General features: G+C 37.3%; 15 protein-coding genes. 11 read left to right on the top strand and 4 right to left on the bottom strand.

The annotated features are described in order from the left end of the window. Positions 1-333 precede the first annotated feature (333 nt). Both ACFFUE_RS07585 and ACFFUE_RS07580 read right to left on the bottom strand, forming a co-directional pair. A complete protein-coding gene (locus ACFFUE_RS07585; RefSeq protein ID WP_376834110.1) occupies positions 334-1,536 on the bottom strand; it encodes a metallophosphoesterase in 1,203 nt (400 codons plus the stop codon). A gap of 98 nt (positions 1,537-1,634) precedes the next feature. Then, on the bottom strand, positions 1,635-2,702 hold the full coding sequence (locus ACFFUE_RS07580) for a 3-oxoacyl-ACP synthase III family protein (protein WP_376834108.1): 1,068 nt from the start codon (positions 2,700-2,702) through the stop codon (positions 1,635-1,637). 117 nt (positions 2,703-2,819) lie between these two features. Here ACFFUE_RS07580 and ACFFUE_RS07575 point away from each other — a divergent pair, with 117 nt between their 5' ends. From ACFFUE_RS07575 to ACFFUE_RS07560, 4 genes are all read left to right on the top strand, one after another. After that, positions 2,820-3,389, top strand: a complete 570-nt coding sequence (locus tag ACFFUE_RS07575; RefSeq protein ID WP_376834106.1) for a hypothetical protein — start codon at positions 2,820-2,822, stop codon at positions 3,387-3,389. Positions 3,390-3,393: 4 nt separating this feature from the next. Continuing rightward, positions 3,394-4,116 (top strand): bifunctional demethylmenaquinone methyltransferase/2-methoxy-6-polyprenyl-1,4-benzoquinol methylase UbiE, encoded by a 723-nt coding sequence (ubiE, locus tag ACFFUE_RS07570; RefSeq protein ID WP_376834104.1) that lies wholly within the window; start codon positions 3,394-3,396, stop codon positions 4,114-4,116. A 258-nt stretch (positions 4,117-4,374) separates the two neighbouring features. Then, entirely contained in the window at positions 4,375-5,148 is a 774-nt protein-coding gene (gene porT / locus ACFFUE_RS07565; RefSeq protein ID WP_376834102.1) for a type IX secretion/gliding motility protein PorT/SprT, read from the top strand. Positions 5,149-5,476: 328 nt separating this feature from the next. Beyond that, on the top strand, positions 5,477-5,854 hold the full coding sequence (locus ACFFUE_RS07560; protein WP_376834100.1) for a septal ring lytic transglycosylase RlpA family protein: 378 nt from the start codon (positions 5,477-5,479) through the stop codon (positions 5,852-5,854). 45 nt (positions 5,855-5,899) lie between these two features. On the opposite strand, the gene ACFFUE_RS07555 is transcribed toward ACFFUE_RS07560, so the two are convergent. Both ACFFUE_RS07555 and porX read right to left on the bottom strand, forming a co-directional pair. Then, a complete protein-coding gene (locus ACFFUE_RS07555; protein ID WP_376834098.1) occupies positions 5,900-6,658 on the bottom strand; it encodes an exodeoxyribonuclease III in 759 nt (252 codons plus the stop codon). A gap of 115 nt (positions 6,659-6,773) precedes the next feature. After that, entirely contained in the window at positions 6,774-8,318 is a 1,545-nt protein-coding gene (gene porX, locus ACFFUE_RS07550; RefSeq protein ID WP_376834096.1) for a T9SS response regulator signal transducer PorX, read from the bottom strand. A gap of 314 nt (positions 8,319-8,632) precedes the next feature. On the opposite strand from porX, the gene ACFFUE_RS07545 reads away from it, so the two are divergent. The 7 genes from ACFFUE_RS07545 to ACFFUE_RS07515 all read left to right on the top strand — a co-directional run bounded on the left by ACFFUE_RS07545 (position 8,633) and on the right by ACFFUE_RS07515 (position 15,753). After that, complete coding sequence (locus tag ACFFUE_RS07545) at positions 8,633-9,457, top strand: GLPGLI family protein (RefSeq protein WP_376834094.1); 825 nt, start codon at positions 8,633-8,635, stop codon at positions 9,455-9,457. A gap of 70 nt (positions 9,458-9,527) precedes the next feature. Then, entirely contained in the window at positions 9,528-10,742 is a 1,215-nt protein-coding gene (locus tag ACFFUE_RS07540; protein WP_376834092.1) for an HD domain-containing protein, read from the top strand. A gap of 99 nt (positions 10,743-10,841) precedes the next feature. Further along, positions 10,842-11,864, top strand: coding sequence for a UDP-3-O-(3-hydroxymyristoyl)glucosamine N-acyltransferase (lpxD, locus tag ACFFUE_RS07535; RefSeq protein ID WP_376834090.1), 1,023 nt, complete (start codon positions 10,842-10,844; stop codon positions 11,862-11,864). 49 nt (positions 11,865-11,913) lie between these two features. Continuing rightward, positions 11,914-13,311, top strand: a complete 1,398-nt coding sequence (locus ACFFUE_RS07530) for a bifunctional UDP-3-O-[3-hydroxymyristoyl] N-acetylglucosamine deacetylase/3-hydroxyacyl-ACP dehydratase (protein WP_376834088.1) — start codon at positions 11,914-11,916, stop codon at positions 13,309-13,311. Positions 13,312-13,316: 5 nt separating this feature from the next. Continuing rightward, on the top strand, positions 13,317-14,105 hold the full coding sequence (gene lpxA / locus ACFFUE_RS07525; RefSeq protein WP_327984120.1) for an acyl-ACP--UDP-N-acetylglucosamine O-acyltransferase: 789 nt from the start codon (positions 13,317-13,319) through the stop codon (positions 14,103-14,105). A 36-nt stretch (positions 14,106-14,141) separates the two neighbouring features. Next, a complete protein-coding gene (efp, locus tag ACFFUE_RS07520; protein WP_327984121.1) occupies positions 14,142-14,705 on the top strand; it encodes an elongation factor P in 564 nt (187 codons plus the stop codon). Positions 14,706-14,853: 148 nt separating this feature from the next. Further along, positions 14,854-15,753, top strand: a complete 900-nt coding sequence (locus ACFFUE_RS07515) for a UDP-3-O-(3-hydroxymyristoyl)glucosamine N-acyltransferase (protein ID WP_376834085.1) — start codon at positions 14,854-14,856, stop codon at positions 15,751-15,753. The last annotated feature ends 293 nt before the right edge of the window (positions 15,754-16,046 follow it).

Genomic DNA, 16,046 nt, shown 5'->3' with positions numbered 1-16,046 from the left:
AAGGCTGAAGCAAAAAGGAAACAAAAAAAGCCCAATGCAGTTTTCAGAGAAAACCACATTGGGATAGCATAGTTGTCCAAAAAATATTTTTTGGGCTTATTTGTTATTTCAAAATTATTTTTGTAAAATACGCACAGGCACGCGTCTATACTAAGGTATAGCGACGGTGAGATTGTGTGTGTGTGTGTGTGTGTGTGTGTGTGTGTTTACACAATTATCCGAAACTACCAAATTATTTGGGTAGTTTTTTACATTTTTTTGTCGTAATGTGTGGATATTGTGTGTCATAAGAATGGGGGCAAAGGTAGGGCTTTTTTTATTACTTGCAAATTTTTATTGCAATTCTATCAAAGTAATTTCTGGCAGCATACCTACGCGGCCAGAGAATCCTATCACCCCAAAGCCTCTATTCACATACAGATATTTGCCATTGCTTTCGTAGAGGTCTGCCCATTTAGGATAGCGGTATTGCACGGGCGACCAACGATGGTTCTTGAGGTCTAAGCCAAACTGCATCCCGTGGGTATGCCCAGAAAGGGTAAGGGCAATATCGGCGGGGTGTTGTTTTACTTTTTCATCAAAGTGGGTAGGGTCGTGGCTCATCAGGATTTTAGGAGCATTTTTGGGGACGCCAGCCACGGCTCTATCCAAGTCTCCATACTGTGGAAAAGGCTTCAAGCCCCAGTTTTCAACCCCTAAAATATAAATGCGTTCACCATTTTTTTCAATCGCTCGGTGTTCATTTCTCAGAAGTTGGAACCCCGCTTGCGTTTGCAAATCTATCAGATATTGTAAATTATCCGTTTTTGCCTTTTGAGATTCCCATTGGATGTATTCGCCATAATCGTGATTTCCCAAAACGGAAAATTTCCCATCTTTGGCTTTGATAGATTTAAATAAATCTACCATTGGAGCAAATTCTGTAGCTTCGTTATTCACCATATCACCCGTGAATAAAACCAAATCTGCATTTTGCCCATTGATGAGATTGATGGCACCTCTTAGCTTTTCTGGATTAGAAAAACTCCCCGAGTGAACATCGGAAATCTGAATGATTTTATAGCCTTTAAAGCTTTTCGGTAAGTTTTGAATGGTAAGTTTTACTTTTCGCACCTTATGCCTATATTTCCCAAAGACCACCCCATCTAGTACCAATACAGAGATAATACCTGCCGTACCAAGCCCTAAAAGACTGAGGAATTTTCGTCTCTCGGGATAGTGGGTTTCTGTGGAGGATATTCGCAGGAATATCCACTGAAACACCCTACTAATATCATCTACTAAAAGGAATAGCGTAACGAGAATTTTCGGTACAATGGCTACAAAAAACAGCGTCGTTACAATGTATAACCTATGGGTTTCCGATGTTTTATTAAGAAGAGTAAGATTATAACTCACCAGCCCATAAATAGCGAGAGTGACTGTAATGTAAGCCACTCTGCCATAAGAATTTGCTACCAAAGTTTTGAACGCCTGATAGACATATAATTCTAATAGGAAAAATATACCTATAAGAATAAAAAAGTTTTGTTTCATAAGCTAGAATTGAAAGATTAAATCATCTAATGACAAAAAAAATCAGATATGTAAAATATGTATTTATCAGTTGATTTAATCTTTCAATCATTAAATTTTTATGGTTTTCTATATACAAACGCGTTGATGTTCATCCCTGCTCCTACAGATGCAAAGAGGCTATAGCCTTGCTCTTGGAATGTATGATTACCCAATTTTCCTCGCTTAATCAGGTCATACATTGTAGGTACAGTAGCCACGGAAGAGTTTCCGAATTCTTGCACCGTCATAGGTGCTACAGCGTGGTCATAGTCTTTTATTTTGTAAAGCTTAAAGAGTCTTGCAATAATGGCGTGATCCATCTTAGCATTGGCCTGATGCAGTAGAATTTTATCAATAGCTTCTATACTAATGCCTGCATCATCTATGGTTTGCTTTATTGCATCGGGAACATTTTTTAGGGCAAATTCATAGATTTTTCTACCACGCATACGGATGTATCTTCGGGTTTGGTCGGTTTCAGGATTAAGAGAAGCCGAAGTTTCCAAGAAGCAAAGTTCCTCATTGTTATAGCAAAGCGTATTTTTGGAAACAATACCTACATTCTCTTGTTCTGTAGCCGTAACCACTACTGCCCCAGCACCATCAGCAAAAATCATTTTGTTTCTATCGTATGGGTCGGTAGTTCTGCTTAGAGTATCAGAGCCCACTACAAGGATATTTTTAGCTGTGCCAGATTTGATTAAAGTATCAGCAAGAATCATCCCTTCTACCCAACCTGGACAACCGAATATCATATCATAAGTAACACATTTCAGATTTTTGATACCCAGCTTATGCTTGAGTGTAGCAGATAGCGATGGCATAAAGCTCATCTGTCCATTGATATCAATATCACCGAAGTTGGTAGCAAAGATAATGTAATCAAGAGTTTCTTTATCTATGCCTGCATCATCTATGGCTTGCTGAGCGGCTTTCAGAGCAATATCGGAGTTCATCTCACCATCATTCACATACCTTCTTTTCTCAATTTCGGTAATTTCTATGAATTTTTGTACGATTTCCTCGCTTGGTTTTTCAATTCTTTCAGAATTATCATCGTAGAAAATAGAATCTGCGAAGTGTTTCCCATCAACGATTCTTTCTGGCAAGTAGCTTCCTGAGCCTATGATAATAGTATTTGGCATATTTTTAAACTTCTAAGTCTTGATTTATTTCAGGCTACAAAGTTAAGAATTAATATGCAATCCCAGCCAAACGAAAAATAATTATTAAATTTGCCGTGCAATTTATCATCCATTATAATGAAGAAAAACCCTGCTCTTTTTGGTTTTGTAGTCGCAGTACTGATAGCGGTACTCTCCTTTGCCTTTTATTTTTGGCTATTGGAAAAAGAAAACTATTATCTGGTAGATAATCCTACTCCAGAAACTTATTATTTCAAAATTAATAATGGCGAAGAAAAGATTTTATCTTCGGGACAGTTTTTAAAAGTAGATTTAAACCAAGGGAAAAACTCCATACAAGTGTTTAATGACAAAAAACAGATGTTATATGACTCCGCTTTTACAGTGAACAAACTGAGAGGTCTTATTAATATCACCCACGCTGATTACTACACCCACCGTCAATACTATGGTTATAACCTCAATAAAGATTCCCTTTTACAGACAATGGGCAGCACCTTGATTGATGGGAAAACCTACTACGGAGAACCAAAACATTTCAATAAACTCTACACAGAAGATTTCTATTATAATATAGACGAAGACTATGATAAAGTGATTAAAAATATCCAAAAGATAGAGTCTCGCACCAAAATTTTCAGAAAACAAGATTTTTTAAATTATTACAAAAACTATTACAATCTATAATATTTTGAAACAGCAAGTAACACCATATAACACCGATGCCAGCAAGAAAAGCCAGGTAGAAGATATGTTTGATAATATCGCTCCAAAGTATGATTTGCTCAATCACGTACTTTCTATGAAGATCGATGTACTGTGGAGAGAAACTTTGGTAAAATGGATGAATAAAGACCAACCACAGCTGGTTTTAGATGTTGCTACAGGGACAGGAGACCTTGCCATTGCGGTACACAAAGGCACTAAAGCCAATATTGTGGGGCTAGACCTCTCCCAGCAAATGCTGAATGTGGGCATAGAAAAGGTAAAAAAACAAAACCTGCAAAACAGCATCTCTATGATGAAGGGCGATGCAGAAAATTTACCTTTTGAAGACAATAAATTTGATGCCGTTTCCGTTGCTTTTGGGGTAAGAAACTTTGAAAACCTCACCAAAGGTTTGGCAGAATTAAGAAGAGTAGTAAAAGAAGGCAAAAGCGTTTATATTTTAGAATTTTCTAAGGTGGAAGGCTTTTTAGCACCATTTTATATGTTCTATTTCAAAAATATTTTGCCAATGATTGGGCGTTTGGTTTCCAAAGACAATAGGGCTTACACCTATTTACCCGATTCGGTCAATGCGTTTCCATACGGAGAAAAGATGAAACAAATCCTTTTGGATACAGGTTTTAAATCCGTAGAATACAAAAAACTAAGTTTGGGTATTGCAACCATCTATAAAGCAAGCAAATAAATGATAAAACTGTTTAAACTTGTTTATGGAGTAAATTTTACAGTTAATTATTGAAAAAAAATGACCTTTGGATATTTTGCGTTAAGAAAATCAATTATTGAGCGTTAAAAAATTTGTGGTGTTTGAGCGAGGAACGAGCAAGTTCAAAAATTTTAGCGAAAGAAATTGATTTTTAGCAAAAATATCTCGAGTCTTGAATTTTTGGTTCTTTTGTTTCAAGACAAAAGAACTATAAAAGAAATAGAAGTTTAAACAATTATGACAAAAACACTTTTGAAAACCTTCCTTTTAGCTTCATTCTGCACAGCAACATTGGCTGATGCACAGAATCTTTTTCGTACCAAAGACCGTATGGATAGACTGGAAGGCTTTGATGATAAAAAGTTCAGTTGGGGATTTTTCCTTGCTGCCAATCATTACGATTATAAATTAGTTTTAGACCCAAAACTAGGGATGGATGGGGATAAAAACGCAGTGCAATCCAAAGGGGATTATAGTTTTGGAGCTGGGCTTATTGGAAAAATGAGGCTTAACGAATCTTTGGATTTAAGAATAGAACCAGGATTACAATTTGTGCAAAGGGAACTCACATTCAATACCCAAAACAATCTTAGCGATGCTACAGGAGTGGGATATTTTGATATGTCTCAGACCGCCAATAAAATCCGAAATGTAAAATCCACTTATATAGACATCCCTCTGCTTTTGGAATATCACGGCAATCGCTGGTACAACTCTCGCCCTTATGCCGCAGCAGGGATCAATTACCTTGTCAATCTACAATCCAACCAAGGTTCTGAAGACGACAATGCCAATGGAATTTTCCGTACCACTACTCACAATTTCGGCTGGAGTGCCGAGATAGGAATGCAGTTTTACTTCGGCAGGTTCAAGCTCACTCCAGGTTTCAGAGGAACCTTTATGTTTAATAATGAATTGGTGAAAGATAACCTTGGTACACCGCCTTATTGGGCATCTGCTATCGCTACAGCCCAAAGTAGAGCCTTGATGTTTGTACTAAAATTTGAATAAAAGAGACATTCGAGGTTCTGGGTTCAAAGGTTAAGGTTGAAAGTTTAAAGTTAGGCTTCAAGCGTTAATTATATTTTAAAATACTGATGGTCAGTGTTTTTACTTTAAGTTGTCCCGATATTTTTAATTGTAAAAGTTAAAAAAATTAACATCAGAGGTTTTAATTTTAACATTTTTTAACAATATCTTTAATATACTTAAAATCATTGTTTTAGCCTTATTTTTAACAAAATATTAAGATTTTATTAAGGGGTCTTAACTAAAATAATTTGGGCTAAAACTTTGGGAGTTTACCTTTGCCCCGTCAAAACCAATAAAAATATTCAAAGTGATGAAAAGAGGAATTCTCGTAATCATAATGATGATTTCAGCTCTTGGTTTGTATTCTTTCAAATACAGTGCCAATGAAAATGATGAGGTAAAAACAAGTTATGCGTCGTATTATCACGACAAGTTTAATGGTAAAAGAACTGCAAGCGGTGAAATTTTTCACAATTCCAAGTTTACGGCAGCTCATAGAACCCTAAAATTTGGGACAAAGGTGAGGGTGACCAATCTTAGAAACGGGGAAAGCGTAGTGGTTACCATTAATGATAGAGGGCCGTTCCATTCTTCAAGAGCGTTGGATCTTTCCAAAGCCGCATTTGATGAAATCGGAGATCTTGGTAAGGGGACGATGCCTATAGAGTATCAAGTAGTGGATTAAAAAAATGTGTTAAACCCGCCTCCAATTCAATTGGAGGCGTTTTTTTTATAGCTCTACTAAAACTGGACAATGGTCTGAGTGTACAGCTTCTTTGAGGATGGCTGCCCTTTTAAGGTGTTCTTTCAATGAATGGGATACGAAATGGTAATCCAACCGCCAGCCTTTATTTCTGGCTCTAGAATTTTGGCGGTAACTCCACCAAGAGTAGTTATCGGGTTGGTCATTAAAAAATCTAAAACTATCAATCAGTTCGCATTCTTCTATAAACTGCGTCATCCATTCTCTTTCCATTGGTAGAAATCCAGAGGTATTTTTCAAGCCCTCGGGATTGTGGATGTCAATGGCTTTGTGGCAGATGTTAAAATCTCCAGAGATAATGAGGTTGGGAATGGTCTTTTTTAATTCTTTGATGTAATGGAGAAAATCGTAGCAAAATTGCATCTTAAAATCCAATCGCTCTATATTGGAAGCTGAAGGAACATAAACGGAGATCACTGAAAAGTCTTCAAAATCTGCTCTAATAACTCGTCCCTCGGAATCGTATTGCTCTATACCACAACCGTAGATTACTTGCTTAGGAGCTACTTTAGAAGCAATGCCCACGCCAGAGTAGCCTTTCCTAATGGCGGAATGCCAATAGCTATGATAGCCAAGGTTTTCTAATGATTTTACATCTATTTGGTCTATACCTGCTTTGCTTTCTTGTATGCAAATGATGTCTGGTGAGGCAGCATCTAGCCAGCCTAAAAAGTCTTTGGTGAATGCGGCACGAATGCCATTAACATTATAACTGATGATTTTCATTCGTCAAAAATATTGCTTTTTATGGGGATTTGAAAATGGGATAAAAAAAAACGGAGAAAACCTTCAGATTTTCTCCGCAGATGAACCCAAAAACAAAATAAACTATGAAAAAAAACTATTTGGGTTCTAAGATGCTAATAGGGATGATGCACTCTTCCAGAGAGATGCCCCCGTGTTGGTAAGTTTCTTTGTAGTAATTTACAAAATGGTTGTAGTTCTTAGGGTATGCCAAGAAGATATTGTTTTTAGCAAAAATATACTTGGAGCTGATGTTTCCTTTGGGTAAAAACAATTTTTCTGGAGTGCTAATTGCCCAAACATCAGAGTTTTCATAAGTAAGGCTTCGCCCTGTTTTGTATCGGATATTGGTAGAGGTTTCTCTATCGCCTACCACTTTGCTAGGTTTTTTTACATAAATCATTCCGTGGTCTGTGGTGATAACCAGTTTGAAACCGTTTTCTGCCGCAGTTTTAATGATTTTAAGGAGTGAAGAGTTTTCAAACCAATTGTAGGTGAGAGAACGGAAGGTTTTATCATCTCTAATCAGTTGGTCCACAATAGAGTTATCGGTCTTGGCGTGCGAAAGGATATCAATGAAGTTATACACGATTACCAATAAGTCATTGTTCTTATGTTGGTTAAAATCATCCAAGATTTTTCTTTCAAAATCGGCATTAAGGATTTTGAGGTATTTCATCGATTTGGATTGCAGTCCAAGTCTTTTCATTTGGTCTTCCAAGAAATCTCTTTCAAATTCATTTTTGTTGCCTTCTTCATTGTCATTAAACCATTTTTCGGGGAAGCGTTTTTCTATTTCGGAAGGCATCAGTCCTGCAAAAAAGGCATTTCTAGCGTATTGTGTTGCCGTAGGTAAAATGCTGTAATAATAATCTTCCGAAACCTTGTTGTAAAACTTAGCAAAGAGAGGTTCTATCACTTTCCATTGGTCATACCTTAGGTTATCAATCATCAGGAGTAGGACTTTGTCTTTTTCCACTTCTGGTTTTACCTTGTCTTTAAATAAGGTATGGCTCATCATTGGTTTATCATTGCTGTTGAGCCAATCTTCATAGTTTCTTTCGATGAATTTGGCAAACTGAATGTTGGCTTCTTCTTTTTGAGATTGGAGCAGGTTTGCAAACTCGCTATCAAACACGCGGTCAAATTTGATTTCCCAATTAAGGATTTTCTTGTAATACTCTGCCCAGTCTTGATAAGAATTGAGGTAAGAAAGCTCCATACTCAGATTGCGAAACTCTTGCTGATATTCCAAAATGGTTTTTTGTTCTACGAGGTGGTCTTCGTGTAGATTTTTCTTTAAGGATAGGAGAATCTGATTGGGGTTCACGGGCTTCAGGATATAATCTGAAATCTCGGAGCCAATGGCTTGTTCCATAATATGTTCTTCCTCATTTTTGGTCACCATCACTATTTTCACAGCGTTGTCTTTCTGTTTAATCATTGGGATGGCTTCAATGCCAGAGATGCCAGGCATATTTTCATCTAATAATGCCAAGGCAAATTTTTCGGTTTCTAATAGCTCTAATGCTTCGTTTACATTGTTGATGGGTGTTACTTCATAGCCTTTCTTTTCTAAAAAAACGATGTGAGGTTTCAGTAAATCTACCTCGTCATCTATCCATAATATTTTACCTGCCATAGTTTGATTTTTTTATTTAAAATGGTCAAAGGATTTTTTTGAAGAAATCCTTTGTTTTTCATATTGAAACAAAAGTACGACCAAATTCTCTTAACTTTAATGTAAAAAAATAAAATAAAGCGTTAAAAAATGGTTAAATCCGGATTTTGATTATAGAAATAAATTTTGAACTGATGATGTGCTCTTCCTTTCTTTTGAAGTGTGATTTTAATTATTGTGTAAAAAGCAAATTTTGTGATATGAAAAAAATCATATTTTACTTGTGTATTTGGATTTGTTTTTCCATATTTGTAACGCTGTTTATATTGTAAATTATGAGAAAAATATTCATTATTGTATTATTATTGATATTTGGAGGTGTTACAGCTCAGTCTTATCATTTTTATTATGATGTGTATTTTAGACCAGACTCCTTATCTAATGAGATGAAGAAAGATGTTGCAATTTTAGACATTTCAAAAGAGGAAGTAAAGTTTTATCCTCATAGTGCGTATGTGGTAGATTCTTTAGCGAAACTCAATAAAGTGCCTCCAAAAATGAGTGGGGATTTTGAGGTGAGATTAAAAAGAAAAGTGGGATCTAATGAGAATTATAATTACCATACCACCTCGCCTATTTTTTATTATTTGGTAAAAACTACCGATGTGCAAAACTGGAATATACTCCCCGAAAAGAAAAGCATAGGAGAATATAGTGTTCAGAAAGCTACTACAGAATTTGGTGGTAGACAGTGGGAAGCGTGGTTTTGCCCTGATATTCCTTTTCCGCAGGGGCCTTATAAGTTTCAGCAACTGCCAGGGCTTATCTTGGAGGTAAAGGATAGCAAAGGCGATTATCATTTCAGTTTCGTGAAAAATATTAATTATCCACAGACTTACGATACTACTTATATTGTAGAGAAAAATTCGCCGTGGGGCAATACTTCACCAATTGAGATTTCAGAAAAAAGATGGCAAAAACTTCAGTTGGAATATTTTACTAATCCACTCAAAGATTTGGATAGCAAATCAAATATTATTACGGATAACAACGGACAAAAAGTGGATATTGAAGAAGCTAATAAAATGGTTCAAAAAAGAATGCTCAAGCGAAACAATCCTATAGAGCTGGATAAAGCTGTAAAACTGATTTTAAAATAAAAGTCAAAATATTAGCTTTCCTCTTTTGGGCTTAATTTCCTTAACTTTGCATTCGGATAAAACTATTTTCGTGCAGAATAAACTCAAAATCATCAACGACCCCGTACACGGTTTTATAAAAATTCCTTTTGAAATATTGTTTGATGTCATAGAGCATCCTTATTTCCAGAGACTTCGGAGGATAGGGCAAACAGGACTTCTCAATCTGATTTTTCCTGGTGCCACCCATACCAGATTTCATCACGCCATTGGAGCAATGCATCTGATGTTTACCGCTTTGGAAACGCTGAAACTGAAAGGTGTAAAGATTTCTAAAGAAGAAGAGCAAGCGGCAATGCTGGCGATATTGATGCACGATATAGGGCACGGGCCGTTTTCTCACGCATTGGAAAATATGCTGATGGAAGATTGGCATCACGAGAAACTGTCCTTGCTGCTGATGAATCAGCTGAATGAGGAATTTCGTGGAGAACTTTCTATGGCGATAGAGATGTTTCAAGGGAAATACCACCGTCAGTTTTTCAATCAATTGATTTCCTCGCAGTTGGATGTGGATAGGATGGACTATCTGAAACGCGATAGTTTTTTCACGGGAGTATCAGAGGGGAATGTCAATACCGAGCGGATTATCTCAATGCTCAATGTTTCAGATGATGCCCTTGTGGTAGATGCCAAAGGGATTTATTCCATAGAGAACTACCTTATAGCACGGATGCTGATGTATTGGCAAGTCTATTACCATAAAACCGCAGCATTGGCAGAATACGCTTTGGTAAAGGTTTTGAGTAGGGCGAAAGAACTAACGCTATCGGGTGTTTCGTTGCCGGCACCAGAACATCTGAGTTACTTTTTACAAAAAAACAAAACAGCTGTAGCTACGCAAGAGGATATTTTACGCTTTACAGAGTTGGATGATAATGATGTGATACAAGCAATGAAAGCGTGGCAGTATAATGATGATTTTCAGTTGTCATACTTTTGTAAAGCATTAATAAAAAGGAGATTGCCTAAAACTCTGATTGCCTCTCATCCGTTTTCGGAGGATTTTGTTCAGGATAAGATTGTTAAAACCAATGAAGTCTTTGGGATTAAAGATGGAGAAAGGGTAGTACAGCAGATTTCAAGGAGCTTATTACCTTATAATGCTACCAAGCAACCCATACATTTGTTAGACAAAAACGGAGCTACTATTGCTTTGGAACAGTTTGAAGGTCAGATTCTTGCTTCCTCCATTACCGAAAGGCATACCAAGTATATTTTATTTTATCCAAGAGAAATAGACTGAGGATGTTTCGTTTAGAAATTGATGGAAAGTTATAGAAAAAAAACTATTTGTAGAATAAAAAGATAGTTGTAATACCATAATTTCTTATCTTTGCATACTATGGAATTTACAGCGTCACAAATTGCAAGTTTCATCAATGGTAAGATAATAGGTGATGAAAACGCATTGATTACAGGGGTTTCGCCAATAGAAAATGGTGAAAAAGGGTTTTTGTCTTTCATTGCCCAAGATAAGTTTTCGCATTATTTAGACACTTCAGAATGTTCGGTGATTATCGTTTCTGAGAGGTTGCTTACCAAAACATCTTATCCAGCCACCATCATTGCGGTGGAAGATGCCTATCTTTCTTTTCAGGTTTTGATGAACCTCTATGCTGAGATGCAAGGGAGGAAATCAGGTATTGAAGCCAATGCTCAAATCCACGAAACGGCAGTTTTAGGAGAAAATCTCTATATAGGCAGTTTTTCTTACATCTCCGAAAATGTGAAAATAGGGGCAGATTCTCAGATTTATCCGCAGGTTTATATTGGTAAGAATGTGAAAATTGGTAAAAATTGTAAAATTTATAGTGGCGTTAGAATCTATGATTATTGTGTTATAGGTGACCATTGCGTGGTGCATTCTAACACAGTAGTGGGCTCTGATGGTTTTGGGTTTCAGCCTACAGCTGAGGGGTTCAAAAAAATACCACAGTTGGGCAATGTAGTGATAGAAGATGATGTGGAAATCGGAGCTAATTGCACCATAGACAGAGGCACCATAGGTTCTACCATTATAGGAAAAGGTACTAAAATAGACAATCTGATACAAATTGCTCACAATGTAAAAATTGGTAAGCATAATGTAATTGCAGCCCAAGCAGGGATTGCAGGCTCTACCACTATTGGTGATTGGAATCAGATTGGTGGCCAGACGGGGATTGTAGGGCATATTAATATTGGCAATCAAGTGAAAATTCAGGCTCAGAGTGGTGTGAATTCCAATACCAAAGATGGTGAAATTCTCTACGGCTCGCCTGCCATTAGTGCCAGCGATTATAGAAGAAACTATGTGCATTTCAGAAACTTTACAGAGATTGTGAAACGATTGGAAGCTTTAGAAAGGAGAGATAAAGAGGCATAGTTTTTTTTGTTTTTAAAACTTAAAATAAAATCTCATAAAGATAAAACTAATGAGCGATTTGCAAAAAACCCTGAAAGAACCAGTATCCCTATCGGGAATTGGGTTGCATACAGGAAAAGAAGTAACACTCACCATAAAACCCGCTAAAGAAAATACGGGTTTTGTGTTTGTAAGAACCGATTTGGAAGGTAATCCACAGGTAGAAGCCGATGTTAACTATGTTACCACTACCGAAAGAGGTACCACACTGGAAAAATTAGGCGTAAGAATCCATACCTGCGAGCATCTATTGGCTGCATTGGTGGGGTGTGATATAGATAATGCCTATCTTGAGATGAATAGTGCAGAACCTCCCATTATGGATGGCTCATCAAAATATTTTGTAGAGGCAATAGAGAAGGCAGGCATAGTAGAGCAAGAAGCCCCAAGGGAATATCTGGTGATAAAAGAAGTGATGAATTACATAGACCCTAATACAGGTTCTGAAATTACCATCATCCCTTCAGATACTTATGAAGTAACCACAATGGTAGATTTTGGCACCAAAGTACTAGGTACTCAAAATGCTTCCATCAAGGATATTTCAGAATTTAAAGAGGAGATTTCTTCAGCCCGTACATTCAGTTTCCTGCACGAGCTAGAAATGCTTTTAGATGCAGGGCTTATCAAAGGGGGAGACCTTTCTAATGCCATTGTATATGTGGATAAAGAATTGACGCCAGAGACTGCAGAAAAGCTGAAAGAAGCCTTCGGAAAAGATGATGTTTCCATTCGTCCTAATGGAATTTTAGATAACCTCACTTTGAACTATCCTAATGAAGCTGCAAGGCATAAACTATTAGATGTAATAGGTGATTTGGCATTGGTAGGCGTTAAGATTAAAGGAAAAGTTTTGGCAAATAAGCCAGGGCATTTTGTGAATACTCAATTTGCTAAAAAACTCAACCGCCATTGGAAAATGCTCAAAAAGAAAAATGTTCCCGATTTTGACTTGACCAAGGAGCCAGTTTTTGACATCAATGGTATTATGAAGCTGTTGCCACATCGTTATCCTTTCTTGTTGATAGATAAAGTTTTAGAGCTTTCAGATTCTCACGTGGTAGGGCTGAAAAATGTAACGCTTAATGAGCCATTTTTTGTGGGGCATTTTCCTAAAGAACCTGTGATGCCAGGAGTATTGCAGATAGAAGCTCTAGCACAGACGGGAGGAATTTTGGTGTTGGCAAGCGTTCCAGACCCAGAAAACTACTCTACATATTTTATGAAAATCGATAAGGTGAGATTTAAAAGAAAAGTAATACCAGGAGATACGCTCATCTTTAAAATAGAACTGATAGAACCCATCCGCAGAGGGATTGTACATATGCAAGGCTATGGCTATGTAGGAGATAGCGTAGCAGTGGAAGCTGAACTAATGGCTCAAGTGGTAAAAAATAAAATCGACTAAAGGGTATGATACATCAGTTAGCGGCTGTTGATAAACGAGCCAAAATAGGAAAAAATGTTATCGTAGAACCTTTTACCACCATTGCTGGAGATGTGGAAATAGGCGATGGCACTTGGATTGGTCCTAATGTTACCATTATGGATGGTGCTAGGATTGGTAAAAACTGTAGAATTTTCCCAGGAACTGTGATTTCAGCTATCCCTCAGGATTTAAAATTTGATGGAGAGGATACCCAAGTCATTATAGGAGATAATACCACCATTAGAGAATGTGTTACCATCAATAGAGGTACTAAGGCTTTGGGCTATACCAAGGTAGGAGACGATTGTCTGATTATGGCAACGGCACACATCGCCCACGATTGCGTGATAGGTAACAATGTTATCATTGTCAATGGCTGTGGAATAGCAGGGCACGTGGAAATAGGAGATTATACGGTGATGGGAGGGCTTTCTGCTGTGCATCAGTTCGGGAAAATAGGAAAACACGTGATGATTTCTGGTGGAACTTTGGTGAGAAAAGATATTCCGCCGTATGTGAAAGTGGCGAGAGAGCCGATGTCCTATGCGGGAATCAACTCTGTGGGGCTTAGACGAAGAGGTTTTAGCAATGATAAAATTTTTGAAATTCAAAAGATTTATCGCTATATCTTCCAAATGAAAATGAATGTAACCCAAGCAATGGCTCTGATAGAGAAAGAAATGCTACCAACTACCGAGCGTGATGAGATTTTGGAATTTATCCGAAACTCGCCAAGAGGTATCGTAAAAGGCTATGGAACGGGAAGAGAATAATAAAATAAAAATCATTTAAAAATAATAAAATAAACAATGGCAACAACTGCTGATATTAAAAAAGGTCTTTGCATTGAATTTAGCAACGACATCTACAAAGTAATTGAATTCTTACACGTAAAACCAGGGAAAGGACCTGCTTTCGTAAGAACCAAACTAAAATCTGTAACCAACGGGAAAGTAGTAGATAATACATTCTCTGCGGGACACAAGATTGAAGAGGTGAAAGTCATCACGCGTAAGTTCCAATATCTGTATGATGATGATAATGGATTCCACTTTATGAACAATGATGATTTCTCTCAAATCTACATCAATAAAGAAATGATTGAAAATGCCCAGTTTATGAAACCAGGCGAGGAGGTAACCATCATCTTGAAAGAGGCAGATGAAACGCCACTTTCTGCGGAAATCCCACCAACCGTTTATTTGGAAGTGGTAGAAGCAGACCCAGGCGTGAAAGGAAATACCGCTACCAACGCTCTGAAAAATGCTATCGTAGAAACAGGTGCAAGAGTAATGGTGCCGCTTTTCATAGAGCCAGGTGATAAAATCAAAGTGAACACAGAAGACGGTTCTTATCTAGAAAGAGTGAAGTAATTGATATTATAATTAGGGAATCAGACCAACATCTGATTCCCTAATTGTCTAATTTTCTTAGAGCTTGTTTCCATTAAGGATTTGGAATGGTGTGATAAATCATTCAGTGAAATTTGAACGAGTTCTTAATATCTCAAATTATTTTAATATGACTTTTGAACAACCTCAGTCCCTAAAAGCAATTGCGGACATCATCGGGGCTCAATTCATCGGTAATCCAGATTTTCCTGTTCTGGGAACCAATGAAATCCATATGGTGCGAGAGGGCGATATCGTCTTTGTGAATCATCCCAAGTATTATGATAAAGCTCTCAATTCGGCGGCAACCATCATTCTGATAGATAAAGAAGTGGAGTGCCCAGAGGGAAAAGCTTTGTTGGTTTCAGACGACCCTTTCAGGGATTTTAATAAAATTAATACTTATTTTACCAAGATTTATAATTTTAAAGAAGATTTAAAAGACGCTCAGATAGGGGAAGGCACTTTCATTCATCCCTCAGCAGTGATAGGCAATGGCGTGAAAATAGGTAAGAACTGCCATATCTTTCCTAATGTGGTGATAGGCGACCGTTGCGTTTTGGGTGATAATGTGATTATCCAGAGCAATACAGTGATAGGTGGTGATGCATTCTACTATAGAAAACTGAATGGAAATTTTGACCGCCTGATTTCCGTAGGCGATGTGGTGATAGAAGATAATGTGGAGATAGGCAACGGATGCACCATAGATAGAGGCGTAACGGCATCTACCATCATTGGCGAAGGCTCGGTTTTGGACAATCAAATCCAGATAGGGCACGATACCATTATTGGAAAAAAATGCCTTATCGCTTCCCAAACGGGGATTGCTGGTTGCTGTGTGATAGAAGATGAGGTTACCATTTGGGGACAAGTGGGGATGGCATCTGGTGTGAGAGTAGAAAAAGGCACGGTACTTCTGGCAAAGACAGGGGTCAACAGAGATTTGAAGAAAGGTACCTATTTTGGTCCTATTGCAGAGGAGTTTAGAAATTATCTGAAAAAAGAAGTGAAGCTAAGAAACTTGTAAAACTTAGAAAAATAAAAACCTCATAGAAAACTTCCTTGTAGTGATGCAAGGAAGTTTTTTTTTATAGAGAAATGTAGCAGTGGTATCATTTTAAGGCAATAATCTCTCTATGAAAAGGCAATTTTACTAAGATTTAAAGTCTCAGTTGACACCTCCGTCCGAAAGTTTTTTCAAATAACATAAAAACACCTTGTCAGCCCTTTAATTTACAAGGGCAGACTTGTTTGTATCTCTGTCAAAAAGTGTTTTTCCGAATGTTTTTTTGCTATCTTCTTTTAAACGCAATTTCCTTG

The sequence above is a fragment of the Bergeyella porcorum genome (genome assembly GCF_042427575.1).
Classification (GTDB): domain Bacteria; phylum Bacteroidota; class Bacteroidia; order Flavobacteriales; family Weeksellaceae; genus Bergeyella; species Bergeyella porcorum.
The sequence above is the reverse complement of the archived record's forward strand: the minus strand, read 5'-3'. Positions and strand labels throughout refer to the sequence as shown.